The sequence below is a fragment of the Klebsiella sp. K4 genome, from assembly GCF_014596785.2.
GTDB lineage: Bacteria > Pseudomonadota > Gammaproteobacteria > Enterobacterales > Enterobacteriaceae > Klebsiella > Klebsiella pneumoniae.
The window spans coordinates 3,648,240-3,665,025 of the sequence record NZ_CP115021.1 but is presented as its reverse complement, the minus strand read 5'-3'; the positions used below and the strand labels follow the sequence as shown (position 1 = coordinate 3,665,025).

The 16,786-nt window shown below is 61.4% G+C and carries 14 protein-coding genes; 9 read left to right on the top strand and 5 right to left on the bottom strand.

Annotation, left to right across the window (positions count from 1 at the left end; genetic code table 11):
- Positions 1-5: 5 nt before the first annotated feature.
- From IB144_RS18240 to IB144_RS18225, 4 genes are all read left to right on the top strand, one after another.
- Positions 6-731 (top strand): histidine utilization repressor, encoded by a 726-nt coding sequence (locus IB144_RS18240; protein WP_002895358.1) that lies wholly within the window; start codon positions 6-8, stop codon positions 729-731.
- 142 nt (positions 732-873) lie between these two features.
- Complete coding sequence (hutU, locus tag IB144_RS18235; protein WP_004179087.1) at positions 874-2,562, top strand: urocanate hydratase; 1,689 nt, start codon at positions 874-876, stop codon at positions 2,560-2,562.
- A complete protein-coding gene (gene hutH / locus IB144_RS18230) occupies positions 2,559-4,085 on the top strand; it encodes a histidine ammonia-lyase (protein ID WP_040216961.1) in 1,527 nt (508 codons plus the stop codon). Before hutU ends, hutH begins: the two co-directional genes overlap by 4 nt.
- A gap of 98 nt (positions 4,086-4,183) precedes the next feature.
- Positions 4,184-5,566, top strand: a complete 1,383-nt coding sequence (locus IB144_RS18225) for an amino acid permease (protein WP_004147672.1) — start codon at positions 4,184-4,186, stop codon at positions 5,564-5,566.
- A gap of 777 nt (positions 5,567-6,343) precedes the next feature.
- On the opposite strand, the gene IB144_RS18220 is transcribed toward IB144_RS18225, so the two are convergent.
- Both IB144_RS18220 and bioA read right to left on the bottom strand, forming a co-directional pair.
- The gene (locus tag IB144_RS18220) at positions 6,344-6,820 is read right to left on the bottom strand and encodes a kinase inhibitor (RefSeq protein WP_002895575.1); all 477 of its coding nucleotides are present in this window, start codon (positions 6,818-6,820) and stop codon (positions 6,344-6,346) included.
- A gap of 70 nt (positions 6,821-6,890) precedes the next feature.
- Entirely contained in the window at positions 6,891-8,180 is a 1,290-nt protein-coding gene (bioA, locus tag IB144_RS18215) for an adenosylmethionine--8-amino-7-oxononanoate transaminase (protein ID WP_149358932.1), read from the bottom strand.
- A 213-nt stretch (positions 8,181-8,393) separates the two neighbouring features.
- Between bioA and bioB the strand changes: the two genes are divergently transcribed.
- Genes bioB through bioD form a run of 4 tightly spaced genes read left to right on the top strand, consistent with a single transcriptional unit; the run spans position 8,394 to position 12,042 of the window.
- The gene (gene bioB / locus IB144_RS18210; RefSeq protein WP_002895580.1) at positions 8,394-9,434 is read left to right on the top strand and encodes a biotin synthase BioB; all 1,041 of its coding nucleotides are present in this window, start codon (positions 8,394-8,396) and stop codon (positions 9,432-9,434) included.
- Positions 9,431-10,588, top strand: coding sequence for an 8-amino-7-oxononanoate synthase (bioF, locus tag IB144_RS18205; protein WP_040216957.1), 1,158 nt, complete (start codon positions 9,431-9,433; stop codon positions 10,586-10,588). The genes bioB and bioF overlap by 4 nt, the downstream gene beginning before the upstream one ends.
- On the top strand, positions 10,572-11,327 hold the full coding sequence (gene bioC / locus IB144_RS18200; RefSeq protein ID WP_004142100.1) for a malonyl-ACP O-methyltransferase BioC: 756 nt from the start codon (positions 10,572-10,574) through the stop codon (positions 11,325-11,327). The genes bioF and bioC overlap by 17 nt, the downstream gene beginning before the upstream one ends.
- A complete protein-coding gene (bioD, locus tag IB144_RS18195; protein ID WP_040216955.1) occupies positions 11,320-12,042 on the top strand; it encodes a dethiobiotin synthase in 723 nt (240 codons plus the stop codon). The genes bioC and bioD overlap by 8 nt, the downstream gene beginning before the upstream one ends.
- Here the strand turns inward: bioD and IB144_RS18190 are convergent.
- Positions 11,984-12,706, bottom strand: coding sequence for an ATP-binding cassette domain-containing protein (locus tag IB144_RS18190; RefSeq protein WP_004152853.1), 723 nt, complete (start codon positions 12,704-12,706; stop codon positions 11,984-11,986). The genes bioD and IB144_RS18190 overlap by 59 nt on opposite strands.
- Before the next feature lie 86 nt (positions 12,707-12,792).
- The gene (locus IB144_RS18185; protein ID WP_032419759.1) at positions 12,793-13,005 is read right to left on the bottom strand and encodes a hypothetical protein; all 213 of its coding nucleotides are present in this window, start codon (positions 13,003-13,005) and stop codon (positions 12,793-12,795) included.
- A 411-nt stretch (positions 13,006-13,416) separates the two neighbouring features.
- Between IB144_RS18185 and uvrB the strand changes: the two genes are divergently transcribed.
- Entirely contained in the window at positions 13,417-15,438 is a 2,022-nt protein-coding gene (gene uvrB, locus IB144_RS18180; protein WP_004147678.1) for an excinuclease ABC subunit UvrB, read from the top strand.
- A 248-nt stretch (positions 15,439-15,686) separates the two neighbouring features.
- Here the strand turns inward: uvrB and pmrB are convergent, their stop codons facing one another.
- Entirely contained in the window at positions 15,687-16,784 is a 1,098-nt protein-coding gene (gene pmrB, locus IB144_RS18175) for a two-component system sensor histidine kinase PmrB (RefSeq protein WP_004179093.1), read from the bottom strand.
- Between the last annotated feature and the right edge of the window lie 2 nt (positions 16,785-16,786).

Genomic DNA, 16,786 nt, shown 5'->3' with positions numbered 1-16,786 from the left:
AGGCCATGTTTGCACAACAACCTCGTTCCGCGCCCGCGCCTTTCTATGAAAAGGTGAAGCAGGCGATCAGCGAAAAGATCCACAGCGGCGTCTGGCGACCGCATGACCGTATCCCGTCGGAAGCTGAGCTGGTGGCCCAGTTCGGCTTCAGCCGAATGACCATCAATCGCGCGCTGCGCGAGCTGACGGACGAAGGCCTGCTGGTCAGGTTGCAAGGGGTGGGAACCTTTGTCGCCGAGCCGAAAGGGCAGTCGGCGCTGTTCGAGGTGCGCAGTATTGCCGCAGAAATTGTCGCCCGTCACCATCAGCACCGCTGTGAGGTACTCCTGCTTGAGGAGACCCGGGCGGATCATATTCAGGCGACGGCGCTCAGCGTCCCGGAAGGCACCCGCATTTTTCACTCGCTGATGGTGCATTACGAAAACGAGGTGCCGGTGCAAATCGAAGATCGCTGCGTCAATGCCGCAGTGGTCCCGGACTATCTGCATCAGGACTACACCGCCACCACGCCCCATGATTACTTGTCGCTGATCGCGCCGTTAACTGAAGGTGAACACATTGTTGAAGCGGTGCAGGCCACGGCGGAAGAGTGCGCGCTGCTGCATATTCACGCCCACGATCCGTGCCTGCTGATCCGTCGCCGCACCTGGTCGACAACCCACATCGTCTCCCACGCGCGCCTGCTGTTCCCCGGTAGCCGATATCGTCTGCAGGGGCGCTTTGGCTCCTGATCCACGCTGGCGTCAGCAAAACGTGATTGCTGACGCAATATAACAAAATTGTATCATTTCTGTTAAATCCTGGCTTGCGCATGCTTGTATAGACAAGTATATGTATCTACGTAAACAACGTTCATTGTCAGGAGAAACCCCGATGTCGCAAAGCAAATATCGCCAGCTGGACGTCCGTGCGCCAAGAGGCACGACGCTGACCGCGAAGAGCTGGCTGACCGAAGCCCCGCTGCGTATGTTAATGAATAACCTTGATCCCGATGTCGCCGAAAACCCGCACGAGCTGGTGGTCTATGGCGGTATTGGTCGCGCAGCGCGCAACTGGGAATGCTATGACGCTATCGTGAAGGCGCTGAAGAACCTGGAAAGCGATGAAACCCTGCTGGTGCAGTCCGGGAAGCCGGTGGGTGTATTCAAAACCCATGAAAACTCACCGCGCGTGCTGATCGCCAACTCCAACCTGGTCCCGCACTGGGCCACCTGGGAACACTTTAACGAGCTGGATGCCAAAGGGCTGGCGATGTACGGCCAGATGACCGCCGGCAGCTGGATCTACATCGGCAGCCAGGGCATCGTGCAGGGTACCTACGAAACCTTCGTCGAAGCCGGTCGCCAGCACTACCAGGGCAGCCTGAAAGGCCGCTGGGTATTAACCGCCGGTCTGGGCGGCATGGGCGGCGCGCAGCCGCTGGCCGCGACGCTGGCCGGCGCCTGCTCGCTGAATATCGAATGTCAGCAGAGCCGCATCGATTTCCGTCTGCGTACCCGCTACGTGGATGAGCAAGCCACCTCGCTGGATGACGCCCTGGCGCGCATCAAAAAATACACCGCCGAAGGGCGGGCCATCTCTATCGCGCTGTGCGGCAACGCCGCGGAGATCGTACCGGAGCTGGTGAAGCGCGGCGTGCGCCCAGATATGGTCACCGACCAGACCAGCGCCCACGACCCGCTGCATGGCTATCTGCCGAAAGGCTGGAGCTGGGAAGAGTATCAGCAGAAAGCCGAATCCGACCCGCAGGGCACTATTCTGGCGGCGAAACGCTCGATGGCCGATCACGTGCAGGCGATGCTGGCCTTCCATGAGATGGGGGTCCCAACCTTCGACTACGGCAACAACATCCGCCAGATGGCGCAGGAAGTGGGCGTCAGCAACGCCTTCGATTTCCCGGGCTTCGTGCCGGCCTATATCCGCCCGCTGTTCTGCCGCGGTATCGGCCCGTTCCGCTGGGTAGCGCTGTCCGGCGATCCGCAGGATATCTACAAAACCGACGCGAAAGTGAAAGAGATCATTAAAGATGATCAGCATCTGCACCACTGGCTGGATATGGCGCGCGAGCGCATCAGCTTCCAGGGACTGCCGGCGCGTATCTGCTGGGTCGGTCTGGAGTGGCGGCAAAAGCTCGGTCTGGCGTTTAACGAAATGGTGCGCAGCGGCGAAGTCTCCGCGCCGATCGTCATTGGCCGGGATCACCTTGACTCCGGCTCCGTCGCCAGCCCGAACCGCGAAACCGAAGCGATGCGCGATGGTTCTGATGCGGTCTCCGACTGGCCGCTGCTCAACGCCCTGCTCAATACCGCCAGCGGCGCGACCTGGGTGTCGCTGCACCACGGCGGCGGGGTAGGCATGGGCTTCTCGCAACACTCCGGGATGGTTATCGTCTGCGATGGTACCGATGAAGCGGCGGCGCGTATCGCCCGCGTCCTGCACAACGACCCGGCCACCGGCGTGATGCGTCATGCCGACGCGGGTTACGATATCGCCATTGAATGCGCGGCGGAACAGGGTCTGAATCTTCCGATGGTTGCGGCAACGCAGGGGAACGCTAAATGAAATCTTTAACGCTAATTCCGGGGCAACTGAGCCTGTCGCAGCTCCGCGACGTTTACAGCCACCCGCTGAACATTACCCTTGATAGCAGCGCGTTTGCGGCCATTGATGAGAGCGTGGCCTGCGTTAACGCCATCCTCGCCGAAGGGCGGACCGCCTACGGCATCAACACCGGTTTTGGCCTGCTGGCGCAGACCCGTATCTCGACGGAAGATCTGGAGAACCTGCAGCGTTCGCTGGTGCTATCCCACGCGGCGGGCGTTGGCGAGCCGCTGGACGATGATCTGGCGCGGCTGATTATGGTGCTGAAGATTAACAGCCTGTCCCGCGGTTTCTCCGGGATCCGCCTGAGCGTGATCCAGGCGCTGATTGGCCTGGTGAATGCCGGTGTGACGCCGTGGATCCCGGCCAAAGGCTCCGTCGGCGCCTCCGGCGACCTCGCGCCGCTGGCGCATATGTCGCTGACCCTGATCGGAGAAGGTAAAGCGCGGGTACGCGGCGGCGACTGGCTGCCGGCCACCGAAGCGCTGCGTCAGGTGGGGCTGGAGCCGATTACCCTGGCGGCGAAAGAGGGGCTGGCGCTACTCAACGGCACCCAGGCCTCGACCGCTTTTGCCCTGCGCGGTCTGTTCGAAGCCGAGGATCTGTTCGCCTCCGCGGTCGTCTGCGGGGCGTTAACCACCGAAGCGGCGCTGGGCTCACGTCGTCCGTTTGATGCGCGCATCCATGAAGTGCGCGGCCAGCGCGGGCAGATTGATGCGGCGGCGTTGTATCGCCATCTGCTGACCGAAGATAGCGCGATCTCGCAGTCGCACCATAACTGCAGCAAGGTGCAGGACCCGTACTCCCTGCGCTGCCAGCCGCAGGTGATGGGCGCCTGCCTGACGCAGATCCGCCAGGCGGCTGAGGTGCTGCTGGCTGAAGCCAACGCGGTCTCCGATAACCCGCTGGTCTTTGCCGCTGAAAATGACGTCATCTCCGGCGGTAACTTCCATGCCGAACCGGTGGCGATGGCCGCGGATAATATCGCGCTGGCGATCGCCGAAATCGGCTCGCTCTCCGAGCGCCGCATCGCGCTGATGATGGACAGCCATATGTCGCAGCTGCCGCCGTTCCTCGTCAAAAATGGCGGCGTCAACTCCGGGTTTATGATTGCCCAGGTCACGGCGGCGGCGTTAGCCAGTGAAAACAAAGCGCTGTCGCACCCGCATAGCGTTGACAGCCTGCCCACCTCTGCCAACCAGGAAGACCACGTCTCGATGGCGCCGGCGGCCGGTCGCCGCCTGTGGGCGATGGCCGAGAACACCCGCGGGGTGCTGGCCGTTGAGTGGCTGGCGGCGGCGCAGGGGCTGGATATGCGCGAAGGACTGACCACCAGTCCGCTGCTGGAAGAGGCGCGTCACTTGCTGCGCGAACGCGTGCCGCACTATACGCAGGATCGCTACTTCGCCCCGGATATCGATAACGCCATTGCGCTTCTGGCGGCCCGTCACCTGACGCGTCTGCTGCCTGCCGTACTGCATTAATCACCGTTGTTCTCTGTACCCGCGTCGGGGGAAGTCATTCCCCCGACCGCCCTACACCGCATATTTGTCGTCATATAAAAAAATCAGGACACCTGTATATGCAACAACAACACAAGCCACATCTGCTGCGCGGGCTCAATGCCCGACACATTCGGTTTATTGCGCTCGGCTCCGCTATCGGCACCGGGCTGTTCTATGGCTCGGCCTCAGCCATCAAAGCGGCGGGCCCGGCGGTGCTGCTGGCCTATCTGATTGGCGGCGCGGCGGTGTTTATCGTCATGCGCGCGCTGGGCGAGATGGCGGTGCGCAACCCGGTTTCCGGCTCCTTCGGCAGCTATGCCCGCCAGTATCTCGGGCCGCTGGCCGGGTTTATTACCGGCTGGACCTACACCTTTGAAATGGTGATCGTCGCCCTGGCCGACGTCACCGCCTTCGGCATCTATATGGGATTGTGGTACCCCGATGTGCCGCGCTGGATCTGGATCCTCAGCATCATCTTCTTTATCGGCGCGATGAACCTGTGCAACGTGCGGGTATTTGGCGAGATGGAGTTCTGGCTGTCTCTGGTGAAGGTGGTGGCGATTATCGCCATGATGCTGGCGGGGGCGGGGATCATCTTCTTTGGCTTTGGCCACAGCTTCCCGGCCACCGGGCTGGAAAACCTCTGGAGCCACGGCGGCTTTGCCCCTAACGGCTGGCAGGGCGTTATCGCCTCGCTTGGCATCGTGATGTTCGCCTTCGGCGGGGTGGAGATTATCGGCGTCACCGCCGCGGAAGCGAAGGATCCTAAGAAGGTGATCCCGCAGGCCATCAATACCATTCCGCTGCGCATTATCCTGTTCTACGTCTGCACCCTGGCGGTACTGATGGCGATCTTCCCGTGGAACAGCTTTGGCGAACAGGGGAGTCCGTTTGTGCTTATTTTCGACGGTCTGGGGATCCCGGCGGCGGCGACCATCCTTAACATCATCGTGATCAGCGCCAGCATCTCGGCGATTAACAGCGATATTTTTGGCGCCGGACGCATGATGTACGGCATGTCGAAAGAGGGGCTGGCGCCGAAAAGCTTCCAGCGCATCGCCAGCAACGGTGTGCCATGGATGACGGTGGTGGTCATGGGCGGCGCGCTGCTGGCGGCGGTGGTATTGAACTACCTGATCCCCGAGCAGGTATTTGTGCTAATTGCTTCGCTGGCGGCATTCGCCACGGTATGGGTGTGGCTGATGATTCTGCTATCCCATTTTGCCATGCGCCGCGGTTTGTCTGCCGAAGAGCGCAGCCAGATCGCCTTTCCCATTCCGTTCTGGCCGGTTGCGCCGCTGTTGACGCTGCTGTTTATGGGGCTGGTCATCGCCGTATTAGGGATGTTTGCCGAAACGCGGATGGCGCTGATCGCCGGCCTGGTCTGGCTCGGGCTGCTGACGGTGGTGTGGTATGCGCGGGTGCGTAAAACGGCGCTGCAGGTAGCCACTGAACAGTAAGATCAATTTCCCCGGTGGCGCTGCGCTTACCGGGGCTACAAATGGCACGGACCGTAGGCCGGGCAAGGCGTCAGCCGCCGCCCGGCATAAAAGCGGCTCCGTGCCCGCGGCAATCGCCCGGCGGCGCTGCGCTTGCGCGGGCCTGGGGGTATTGTAGATACTGCTATCGGCTTGTAACGGTTTTAATCCGGTAAAAACAGTTGTTTTGTATTAATTCCGAGCACATTGCGCTCCCGAAATGTCTTCTACGTTATGTTACTCATGGCGCAGGGAGCGCACAGGGGGCGGCCAGTCGCCGCCGCCCCCTGTACCCCCGGGCTTCGGCCAGCAACATCGCCACTGCGTGGTGCCTTCGACTTATCCCTGCAGACTTCGGGTCGGGCCGAGGCAGCGTCCTTGCAAAACACGGCCCTCAGCCCGCATTCATGCGGGCTGCCCCGGCCTTCCGGGAACGTCTCAGCGATGTTGCGGCCGCCAGCCCCGGCAGTTTCAGCGGCCCCATGTTCGGCGGCGATTCACATACTGGGTCTGGACCCCGTAGGCCGGGTAAGGCGTCAGCCGCCACCCGGCAAAATAACCGCGCAATAGCACCGTAGGCCGGGCAAGGCGTCAGCCGCCGCCCGGCATAAAAGCGGCTCCGTACCCGCGGCAATCGCCCGGCGGCGCTGCGCTAGCATGGGCCTGGGGGTAGTGTAGGTCGGGTAAGCGCAGCGCCACCCGAAAACAAATGGCGCCGCGGGTAGCCCGGATAAGGCGCAAGCCGCTATCCGGGGAAGATTAACTGAACAGGGCGGTGATGGAGGCGCTGGCGAGGGAATGGAAATGGACGTTAAAGCCGACCATCGCGCCGCTGGCCTCAGCATCCACCTCAATTTTCTCGACGTCCAGGGCGTGGACGGTGAAGATATAGCGGTGGGTTTCGCCCTTCGGCGGCGCCGCGCCGCCGTAGCCTGCCTTACCAAAATCGGTGCGGGTCTGAACGGCCTCTTCCGGCAGCTCCGCCTGACCGGAACCGGCCCCTTGCGGCAGGACGCGGGTATCGGCCGGCAGGTTAGCGACCACCCAGTGCCACCAGCCGGAGCCGGTCGGCGCATCCGGATCGTAGCAGGTCACCACAAAGCTTTTGGTTCCCGCGGGCACATCATCCCACATCAGATGCGGCGAAATATTGTCGCCATCGTAGCCCATGCCGTTGAAGACGTGACGATTAGGCAGCTTACCGCCGTCCTGGAGATCGTGACTGATCAGTTTCATGCTTCATCCTCATTGATAATGCGCTGATTAACAAAGAAGTGTAGCCTTCCCGACGACGCAATTCCGCTATTTATTCGCTAAAAAATGTTTCGTCCTGCACTGCCTGGTTGACCGCACGGGTCAGGCGGGTCAGCTGCTCGGGCGTGATGATGTACGGCGGCATCAGATAAATCAGCCGGCCAAACGGACGGATCCAGACTCCCTGCTCGACGAAAAAGCGCTGCAGGGCGGCCATGTTGACCGGGCGACGGGTTTCAACCACGCCAATAGCGCCCAGCACGCGGACGTCTGCGACCAGCGCGGATCCCCGCGCCGGGGCCAGCTCGGCCTGCAGCTGGGCTTCAATCGCCGCCACCTGCGGCTGCCATTCGCCGCTCTCCAGCAGGCGCAGGCTTTCGCCGGCCACCGCGCAGGCCAGCGGATTGCCCATAAAGGTGGGGCCGTGCATAAAGCAACCGGCTTCGCCATTGCTAATGGTTTCAGCAACCGTTCGGGTGGTGATGGCGGCGGAAAGGGTCATGGTGCCGCCGGTCAGCGCTTTGCCCAGACACAGAATGTCGGCGGTAATCCCGGCGTGTTCACAAGCGAACAGCTTGCCGGTGCGGCCAAAGCCGGTGGCAATCTCATCGGCGATCAGCAGTATCCCTTCCCGGTCGCACATTTTACGCACCCGCTTCAGCCACTCCGGATGGTACATCCGCATGCCGCCCGCCCCCTGGACGATAGGTTCGAGGATCACCGCGGCGATTTCGTGACGATGCGCGGCCATCAGGCGGGCAAACGGTACCATATCCATCTCGTCCCACTCGCCGTCAAAGCGGCTTTGCGGCGCGGGGGCGAACAGGTTATCCGGCAGGTAGCCCTGCCACAGGCTGTGCATCGAGTTCTGCGGATCGCAGACCGACATCGCTCCGAAGGTATCCCCGTGATAGCCGTTGCGGAAGGTCAGAAAACGACGACGTGGTTCGCCTTTAGCCTGCCAGTACTGCAGCGCCATTTTCATCGCCACCTCTACCGCCACTGAACCGGAGTCGGCGAGGAAAACGTACTCCAGCGAGGCCGGGGTCATCGCCACCAGCTGACGGCATAGCGCAACTGCCGGCGGATGGGTGATCCCGCCGAACATCACGTGCGACATTTGGTCAATTTGTCCCTTCAGCGCCGCATTGAGGCGTGGGTGATTGTAGCCGTGGATCGCCGCCCACCAGGAAGACATACCGTCAACCAACTGTTCGCCGCCGGCGAGGGACAGCTCGCAACCGTGGGCGGATACCACCGGGTAGACCGGCAGGGGGGAAGTCATAGAGGTGTAGGGGTGCCAGATGTGGCGCCGATCGAAAGTGAGATCGTCCAGTGTCATAAGCGACTTGTAAACCATTTTGAAAACATTTAGGTTTACAAGTCTACACTGAACTTACTTACAATGAAACGTACACAAAATATTTCGCGCAGCATCGAGGCGGCAAGCGAGAACATCCCCAGGAGCATAGTTCACTATGTGACTGGGAGGCGCGAGTGCCGCCAACAAAGAGGCTGTGTGAAATAGGAAGTGTACGACCTTTTGGAGAGGAAAATGGCTCACCAACCTCGCTGGACAATGTCGCAAGTAACGGAATTATTTAATAAACCGCTGATCGATCTGCTATTCGAAGCGCAGCAAATCCATCGTCAACACTTTGATCCGCGCCAGGTGCAGGTCAGCACCCTGCTGTCGATCAAAACCGGCGCCTGCCCGGAAGATTGTAAATATTGCCCGCAGAGCGCACGCTACAAAACCGGCCTCGAAGCCGAGCGCCTGATGGAGGTTGAGCAGGTGCTGGAATCAGCGCGCCAGGCGAAAAACGCCGGCTCCACCCGCTTCTGCATGGGCGCGGCGTGGAAAAACCCCAATGACCGCGATATGCCTTACCTGGAGCAGATGGTGAAAGGGGTGAAGGCGCTGGGGCTGGAGTCCTGTATGACGCTCGGCACCCTGACCGACAGTCAGGCACAGCGCCTGGCCGAAGCGGGCCTCGATTACTACAACCACAACCTTGATACTTCGCCGGAATTTTACGGCAACATCATCACCACCCGTACCTACCAGGAGCGCCTGGATACGCTGGACAAAGTGCGTGATGCTGGGATCAAAGTCTGCTCCGGCGGCATCGTCGGACTGGGAGAGAGCGTAAAAGATCGCGCCGGACTGCTGCTGCAACTGGCTAATCTGCCGACGCCGCCGGAGAGCGTGCCGATCAACATGTTGGTGAAGGTCAAGGGCACGCCGCTGGCGGATAACGACGACGTCGACGCTTTCGATTTCATCCGCACTATCGCCATCGCGCGCATCATGATGCCCACCTCCTACGTGCGTCTCTCCGCCGGCCGCGAGCAGATGAACGAGCAGACCCAGGCGATGTGCTTTATGGCCGGGGCGAACTCGATTTTCTACGGCTGCAAGCTGCTGACCACGCCGAACCCGGAAGAGGACAAAGACCTGCAGCTGTTCCGCAAGCTGGGGATCAACCCGCAGCAGACGGCGGTGCTGGAAGGCGACAATGAGCAGCAGCAACGTCTGGAGCAGGCCTTACTCACCCCGGACACTGAGGAATATTACAACGCGGCGGCGCTATGAGCTGGCAGCAGCGAATCGATCGGGCGCTGGACGAGCGGCGGGCGGCGGAAGCTTTTCGCCGCCGCCTGCCGGTGACGCACGGCGCCGGGCGCTGGCTGGAGCGGGAAGGGGAGCGCTGGCTTAACTTCTCCAGCAATGACTATCTGGGCCTGAGTCAGCATCCGGCGATTATCGCCGCCTGGCAACAGGGGGCCACGCGCTATGGCGTCGGCGCCGGCGGCTCTGGCCACGTGAGCGGCTATAGCGAAGCCCACCGCGCGCTGGAAGAGGCGCTCGCCGACTGGCTGGGCTATCCGTGCGCATTGCTGTTTATCTCCGGCTTTGCCGCGAATCAGGCACTGATCGCCGCCCTGGTGGAGAAAGACGATCGGATTGTCGCCGACCGCCTGAGCCACGCCTCTCTGCTGGAGGCGGCGAGCCTCAGCCCGGCGCAGCTGCGGCGCTTTACCCACAACGATCCGCAGCAGCTCGCGCAACTGCTGGCTAAGCCGCTGGCGGGCGAACAGTTGGCGGTCACTGAAGGCATTTTCAGCATGGACGGCGACAGCGCGCCGCTGGCGGCCATTCACGCCGCGACGCAGGCCGCAGGGGCAGTGTTGCTGGTGGATGACGCTCACGGTGTTGGCGTGGTCGGCGACGAAGGACGCGGGAGCTGCGCCGCGCAGGCGGTGCGCCCTGAGCTGCTGGTGGTTACCTTCGGCAAGGCCTTCGGCGTCAGCGGCGCGGCGGTGCTGTGCGACGAAGCAATGGCCGATTATCTGCTGCAGTTTGCCCGTCATCTGATCTACAGCACCGCGATGCCGCCCGCCCAGGCGGTGGCGCTGAGGGCTGCCCTGGGGATCATTCGCAGCGATGAAGGGCAGCAGCGTCGCGACATCCTGGCCGCCCGCATCCGTCAGTTCCGTGAGGGGATGGGCGAGGTGTCGCTGGGGTTGACCGACTCCGTCAGCGCGATCCAGCCGCTGATCGTTGGCGACAACGCCCGGGCGCTGAACCTGGCCTGCCGTCTACGCGACGCGGGCTGCTGGGCAACGGCGATCCGTCCGCCGACGGTGCCGGTCGGCAGCGCGCGTTTGCGCCTGACCCTGACAGCCGCCCATCATGCTGAAGACATTAACCGTTTACTGGAGGTGCTGCATGGCCACAGTGAATAAGCAGGCGGTGGCCGCGGCGTTTGGCCGGGCGGCCAGCGGCTATACGCAACATGATGAACTGCAGCGGCGCTGCGCCGATCTACTGCTGCGCCAGCTGGCGCGCCGCGATTTTGCGCAGGTGCTGGATGCCGGCTGCGGCCCCGGCAGTATGAGTCGCTATTGGCGTGAGGCGGGCAGCGTGGTGACCGCGCTGGATCTCTCCGCCGGGATGCTCGCCCAGGCGCAGCGTAACGACGCCGCGCAGCATTATCTGCTGGGGGATATTGAGGCGCTGCCGCTGCCGGACGCCTGCGTCGATCTGGCGTGGAGCAATCTGGCGGTGCAGTGGTGCGACGATCTACGGGCGGCAATTGGCGAGCTGTACCGGGTGGCGCGTCCCGGCGGCAGAGTGGCGTTTAGCACGCTGCTCGCCGACTCGCTGCCGGAGCTCAATCAGGCGTGGCAGGCCATCGACGACCGGCCGCATGCCAACCGTTTCCTTAGCGAAGCGGCGGTGCGCGCGGCGCTTAGCGGCCTGCGCGCGACCGGCGAGGTTCATCAGATTAGCCTGCCGTTCGCCGATGCGCTGAGCGCTATGCGCTCGCTGAAGGGCATCGGCGCCACCCATTTGCACCAGGGGCGGACCGCCGCCCCGCTTGGCCGCGGCAAACTGCGCGAGCTGCAGCTGGCCTGGCCGCAGCGGCAGGGCATCTGCCCGCTGACGTATTCTCTTTTTACAGGAGTCATTGAGCGTGACTAAACGTTTTTTTGTCACCGGGACCGATACTGAAGTCGGTAAAACCATCGCCAGCAGCGCCCTGCTGCAGGCGGCTAATCTGCTGGGTTTTCACACTGCCGGCTATAAGCCGGTGGCCTCCGGTAGCGAGCTTACCGGCGATGGGCTGCGTAATGAAGATGCGCTGGCGCTGCAGCGTCATAGTCGGGTCGCGTTGCGTTACGACCAGGTGAACCCCTATACCTTCGCCGAGCCGACCTCTCCGCACATCATCAGCGCCGACGAAGGGCGGCCGATCGCCGCGGCCAGGCTCTCCAGCGGGCTGCGTGAGCTGGAAGGTCTCGCCGACTGGGTGTTGGTGGAAGGCGCCGGCGGCTGGTTTACGCCGCTCTCGGATTCCCTGACCTTCGCCGACTGGGCGCAGGCGGAACAGCTGCCGGTCATTCTGGTGGTGGGCGTTAAGCTCGGCTGTATCAACCACGCAATGCTTACCGCTCAGGCGGTACGCCAGGCGGGACTACCGCTGGCGGGGTGGATCGCCAATGACGTACATCCGCCGGGCAAGCGCCACGCCGAATATCTGGCGACGCTGAAAAACCGACTGGCCGCGCCGTTCCTCGGCGAAATACCGTGGCTTGCCGACATCGCGCAGCGCGACGATCTCGGCCAGTATCTGGACCTCAGGGCGCTGGATCCGGCGTTATCCACTGCGCCAGCAGCGGCTCATCCAGCGCCATAATATCGCCTTCGGCGACGTTACGGCCCCGGTGCAAGACACAGAAGCGATCCGCCACCCGGCGGATAAAGGGCAGGTGCTGCTCGGCGAGCAGCACCGTCAGGCCGATATCGCGATTTAACCGCAACAGCAGATCCGCCAGCTTTTGCAGGCAGCGCGGCCCTCTGCCGCGCGAGGGTTCATCAAGGATCAGCAGCCGCGGCTGGACGATCAGCGCCCTGGCCAGCGCCAGCTGGTACTGATCGTCGTCGCTCAGCGAGGCGCCTTTGCGCTGCCGTAGGGCATAGAGCTCGGGAAAATGCTCATAAATCTCGCCGCCGCTGGCGTTAGCCCCGGGTTTCCCGGCCGCCAGGGCGATGTGCAGGTTCTCTTCCACGCTGAGTTGGGAAAAAATGCGTTTATCTTGTGGCACGTAGCCGATACCAATGGCGCTGCGCGATTGAGCGGACAGGGGGGTGAGATCCTGCGGCGGGGCGCCAATGTCATGCCAGGTCATCCGGCCGCTGGCCACCGGCAGGTGGCCAGCAATGCAGTTAACCAGGGTGGTTTTTCCCATGCCCTCGCGTCCCAGTACGCCAATGCACTCTCCCGGGCGTAGTACAAGATCGACATTCCACAGCGAATGCTGGTTGCCGTAAAAGTGATTTACTGCCTGTAAATTCAACATGGACGTTTTCTCCTTATCCTGGCGTCAGGGCGACAGAAAGATGCTGCAAAACTCTTGCCAGGAAAAAGAACGCTCGGAAAAAAGCGCTAAACGCCGATACCATCGGGCCTCGTCAGCGCCGGGGCTGCACTTTTCCGGTGCCCGACGCTAAAGGGTGGTGCAAAAAGCAGCAAAAATCGAGCGGCTTTAAGCGGATAGTTATCAAAAATAGTTCGATAAAAATTTTTCGCCACGCGGTTGACCGCAAAAGGCGGCAGGCGCCGGGCGGCGGTGGTCTTGGGCTGCGGACAGTTATCCACTATTCCTGTGGATAACCTTGTGTATTAGAGTTAGAAAACCTGCGGTAAGCTAGAGCGTACGCGGCTTGCGGCTGAATTGGCGCGAAAGGCGTCTTTTCGTTAAAGCACTTTAATATCAGCTTGTTAGATAAAATCAATGGGTGTAAGAAAAGCGTCATCTGCTGCCATAAAAGTTTCACCCGTCCGCTTGACAAATGTTAAAAGGTAAAATTTTCTGGGGATAACCCTGGCGGCCGGAGGATTATTCCGTCTGACGCGCGTTTTGCACCCAGCTTGCCGGCCAATAAGACCCTTTTGTGGCGTTATCATAAGTACGCACTGTTTAAATATCCAGTATAATTTATTGGCAAAAAACGGCCCGGGGGGTAGAATTAAACACCGGCCGCTAATTCTTTTTTCAGGTTCTGATTGATGAGTAAATCGTTTGTACTGCATTCCGCCTTTCGCCCCTCCGGAGACCAACCGGAAGCCATCCGCCGCCTGGAAGAGGGGCTGGAGGATGGGCTTGCGCATCAGACGCTACTGGGGGTTACCGGCTCCGGTAAAACCTTTACCATCGCCAACGTGATTGCCGACCTGCAGCGGCCGACGATGGTGCTGGCGCCAAACAAAACCCTGGCGGCTCAGCTCTACGGCGAGATGAAAGAGTTTTTCCCGGAGAATGCCGTCGAGTATTTCGTCTCCTACTACGATTACTATCAGCCGGAAGCCTACGTTCCCAGCTCAGATACCTTCATTGAGAAGGACGCCTCGGTTAACGAACATATTGAGCAGATGCGTCTGTCGGCCACCAAAGCGCTGCTCGAGCGGCGCGACGTAGTGGTGGTGGCGTCAGTCTCGGCGATCTACGGCCTCGGCGACCCGGACCTGTATCTGAAAATGATGTTGCATCTGACGGTCGGTATGCTGATTGACCAGCGAGCGATCCTGCGTCGTCTGGCCGAACTGCAGTATACCCGCAACGATCAGGCCTTCCAGCGCGGCACTTTTCGCGTGCGCGGCGAGGTGATCGACGTCTTCCCAGCGGAATCCGACGATATCGCCCTGCGCATTGAGCTGTTTGACGAAGAGGTCGAGCGTCTGTCGCTGTTCGACCCGCTCACCGGCCACGTCGAAGGGACGGTGCCGCGCTATACCATTTATCCCAAGACCCACTACGTAACGCCGCGGGAGCGCATCGTCCAGGCGATGGAAGAGATCAAGCTGGAGCTGGCGGAGCGGCGCAAGGTGCTGCTGGCCAACAACAAGCTGCTGGAAGAGCAGCGCTTAACCCAGCGTACCCAGTTTGACCTCGAAATGATGAACGAGCTGGGTTACTGCTCGGGCATTGAAAACTACTCGCGCTTTCTCTCCGGGCGCGGGCCCGGCGAGCCGCCGCCGACCCTGTTCGACTATCTGCCGGCGGATGGCCTGCTGGTGATTGACGAATCCCACGTCACGGTGCCGCAGATCGGCGGTATGTACCGGGGCGACCGGGCGCGCAAAGAGACGCTGGTGGAATACGGTTTCCGCCTGCCGTCGGCGCTGGATAACCGACCGATGAAGTTTGAAGAATTCGAAGCGCTGGCACCGCAAACCATCTATGTGTCGGCGACCCCGGGCGCCTATGAGCTGGATAAATCCGGCGGCGAGGTTGTGGATCAGGTGGTGCGGCCGACCGGTCTGCTTGACCCAATCATCGAAGTGCGCCCGGTGGCGACCCAGGTCGACGATCTGCTGTCAGAGATCCGCCTGCGCACGGCCATCAACGAGCGCGTGCTGGTCACCACTCTCACCAAGCGGATGGCGGAGGACTTAACCGAGTACCTTGAGGAGCACGGCGAGCGCGTGCGCTATCTGCACTCGGATATCGACACCGTCGAGCGCATGGAAATCATCCGCGACCTGCGTCTTGGCGAGTTTGACGTGCTGGTGGGGATCAACCTGCTGCGTGAGGGGCTGGATATGCCTGAGGTGTCGTTGGTGGCGATCCTGGATGCGGATAAAGAGGGCTTCCTGCGTTCTGAACGCTCGCTGATCCAGACCATCGGCCGCGCGGCGCGCAACGTCAACGGCAAGGCCATCCTCTACGGCGATAAGATCACCCCCTCCATGGCCAAAGCCATTGGCGAGACCGAGCGTCGACGGGAGAAACAGCAGCGCTACAACGAAGAGCACGGCATCGTGCCGCAGGGGCTCAATAAGAAAGTGGTGGATATCCTGCAGCTGGGCCAGGGCCTGGCGAAAACCAAAGCCAAAGGGCGCGGTAAAGCGAAGGTCGTTGAGCCTGCCGGGCTTAGCGCTGTGGATATGACGCCAAAAGCGCTGCAGCAGAAAATCCACGAGCTGGAAGGGCAGATGATGCAGCACGCGCAGAACCTCGAGTTTGAGGAGGCGGCGCAAATACGCGACCAGCTGCATCAGCTGCGCGAGCTGTTTATCGCCGCCTCCTGATTCTGGGCGCAGACTGGCGGAGTGGACGTGCGGGGTATAGTGAAGGCGCGCTTCTCTTATCGTCCTGCTTGCCAGATAACAAACATTTGAGAAGAAAAAAGGCCGCGTTGCGGCCTTCTTAATGTTTGCTTAATCTCGCCAGGCGACACTATCTTCAACCTGATGAGGATAGCGCCCATGCAAAAAATTAACTTCCGTGAATATCTGGCGGTCGCCACCGCCCTGGTCATTATTGTTGCCTTCTTCCATCAATGGGTGCTGACGTTCTGACCCCCGCGCTGCGGGAATAGCACCCACGCGCGGACCCCTGGCCCTGGCTGTCGGTTATGCAAAAAAAACTGGGCGTCATGCAGCTGAGCGATGCGCGTGACGATGCTCAGTCCGAGGCCAATGCCGCCGTAGCGACTGTCCATGCGCACGAAGGCTTTACTGAGTTCGCCGCTTTTCGCCTCATCGATCCCCGGCCCTTCATCTTCCACCGCCATCACCGGCATCAGGCCTGCTTTCACCGACACGCGGATCGTCGACCCTTCAGGGCTGTAGCGGTGAGCATTCTCCACCAGATTGCGCAGGATCACGCGGATTAACGTCGCATCGCCAGAGACGACGGTCTCGTTTTCGATATCCGTCAGCAGCAGCCGCTGCTGACGCTGCGCCAGCATAGCCTCCAGTTCGTCCTGCAGCGGTTTTACCACGTCATCCAGCAACAGCACCTGCTGGTAGCTGCCGGCGGAAAAGGACTGGCCGACGCGCGCCAGCTGCAGCAGCTGGGAAATGCTGGTGGTCATCTGATCGAGACGCTGGATCAGCGGGTCGACGCCCATGCCATGCACTTTCGCCAGCAGCTCAAGGTGCAGCCGCAGCCCGGCCAGCGGGGTGCGTAGCTCATGCGCCACGTCGGCGGTAAACAGCCGCTCGCGGTCGAGGGTCAGATTGAGGCGGGAAACCAACTGATTCAGGGCGGTGGTTACCGCCGTGACTTCGGGCACCGATTCGCTGAGTACGATAGGGGTGAGGTTGTCCGGCGTGCGGTTCTCCAGTTCGCTTTGCAGACGTGAAAGCGGGCGGGTGATCTTGCGCACCGCCAGCATGCTGATATACAGCGCCAGGCCAACGATCAGCAGGCTCGGCACCAGCAGGCTGGCAACCGCTTCCCGTACCTCATGCTCCACATGTTTCTGGTTGTTGTGCCCTTCGATAGCGCTGGCCACCAGCAGCTGGATCTGCTCTTTGCTCTCATGCCATAGCCAGAAGACGCTTATCAGCTGGCAGACCACCAGGATGGCGCCGATGGTCAGCAGCAGCCGGTGGCGCATGGTCCAGGTTTCAGTTGCAAACAGAGCCATGG

Bases quoted from the DNA above. Each gene is read 5' to 3' on its own strand.
- bioF (WP_040216957.1), top strand. From the start codon at position 9,431: ATGAGCTGGCAGCAGCGAATCGATCGGGCGCTGGACGAGCGGCGGGCG.
- bioB (WP_002895580.1), top strand. From the start codon at position 8,394: ATGGCTCACCAACCTCGCTGGACAATGTCGCAAGTAACGGAATTATTT.
- hutU (WP_004179087.1), top strand. From the start codon at position 874: ATGTCGCAAAGCAAATATCGCCAGCTGGACGTCCGTGCGCCAAGAGGC.
- IB144_RS18190 (WP_004152853.1), bottom strand. From the start codon at position 12,706: ATGTTGAATTTACAGGCAGTAAATCACTTTTACGGCAACCAGCATTCG.
- bioA (WP_149358932.1), bottom strand. From the start codon at position 8,180: ATGACACTGGACGATCTCACTTTCGATCGGCGCCACATCTGGCACCCC.
- IB144_RS18220 (WP_002895575.1), bottom strand. From the start codon at position 6,820: ATGAAACTGATCAGTCACGATCTCCAGGACGGCGGTAAGCTGCCTAAT.
- bioC (WP_004142100.1), top strand. From the start codon at position 10,572: ATGGCCACAGTGAATAAGCAGGCGGTGGCCGCGGCGTTTGGCCGGGCG.
- uvrB (WP_004147678.1), top strand. From the start codon at position 13,417: ATGAGTAAATCGTTTGTACTGCATTCCGCCTTTCGCCCCTCCGGAGAC.
- pmrB (WP_004179093.1), bottom strand. From the start codon at position 16,784: ATGGCTCTGTTTGCAACTGAAACCTGGACCATGCGCCACCGGCTGCTG.
- hutH (WP_040216961.1), top strand. From the start codon at position 2,559: ATGAAATCTTTAACGCTAATTCCGGGGCAACTGAGCCTGTCGCAGCTC.
- IB144_RS18225 (WP_004147672.1), top strand. From the start codon at position 4,184: ATGCAACAACAACACAAGCCACATCTGCTGCGCGGGCTCAATGCCCGA.
- IB144_RS18240 (WP_002895358.1), top strand. From the start codon at position 6: ATGTTTGCACAACAACCTCGTTCCGCGCCCGCGCCTTTCTATGAAAAG.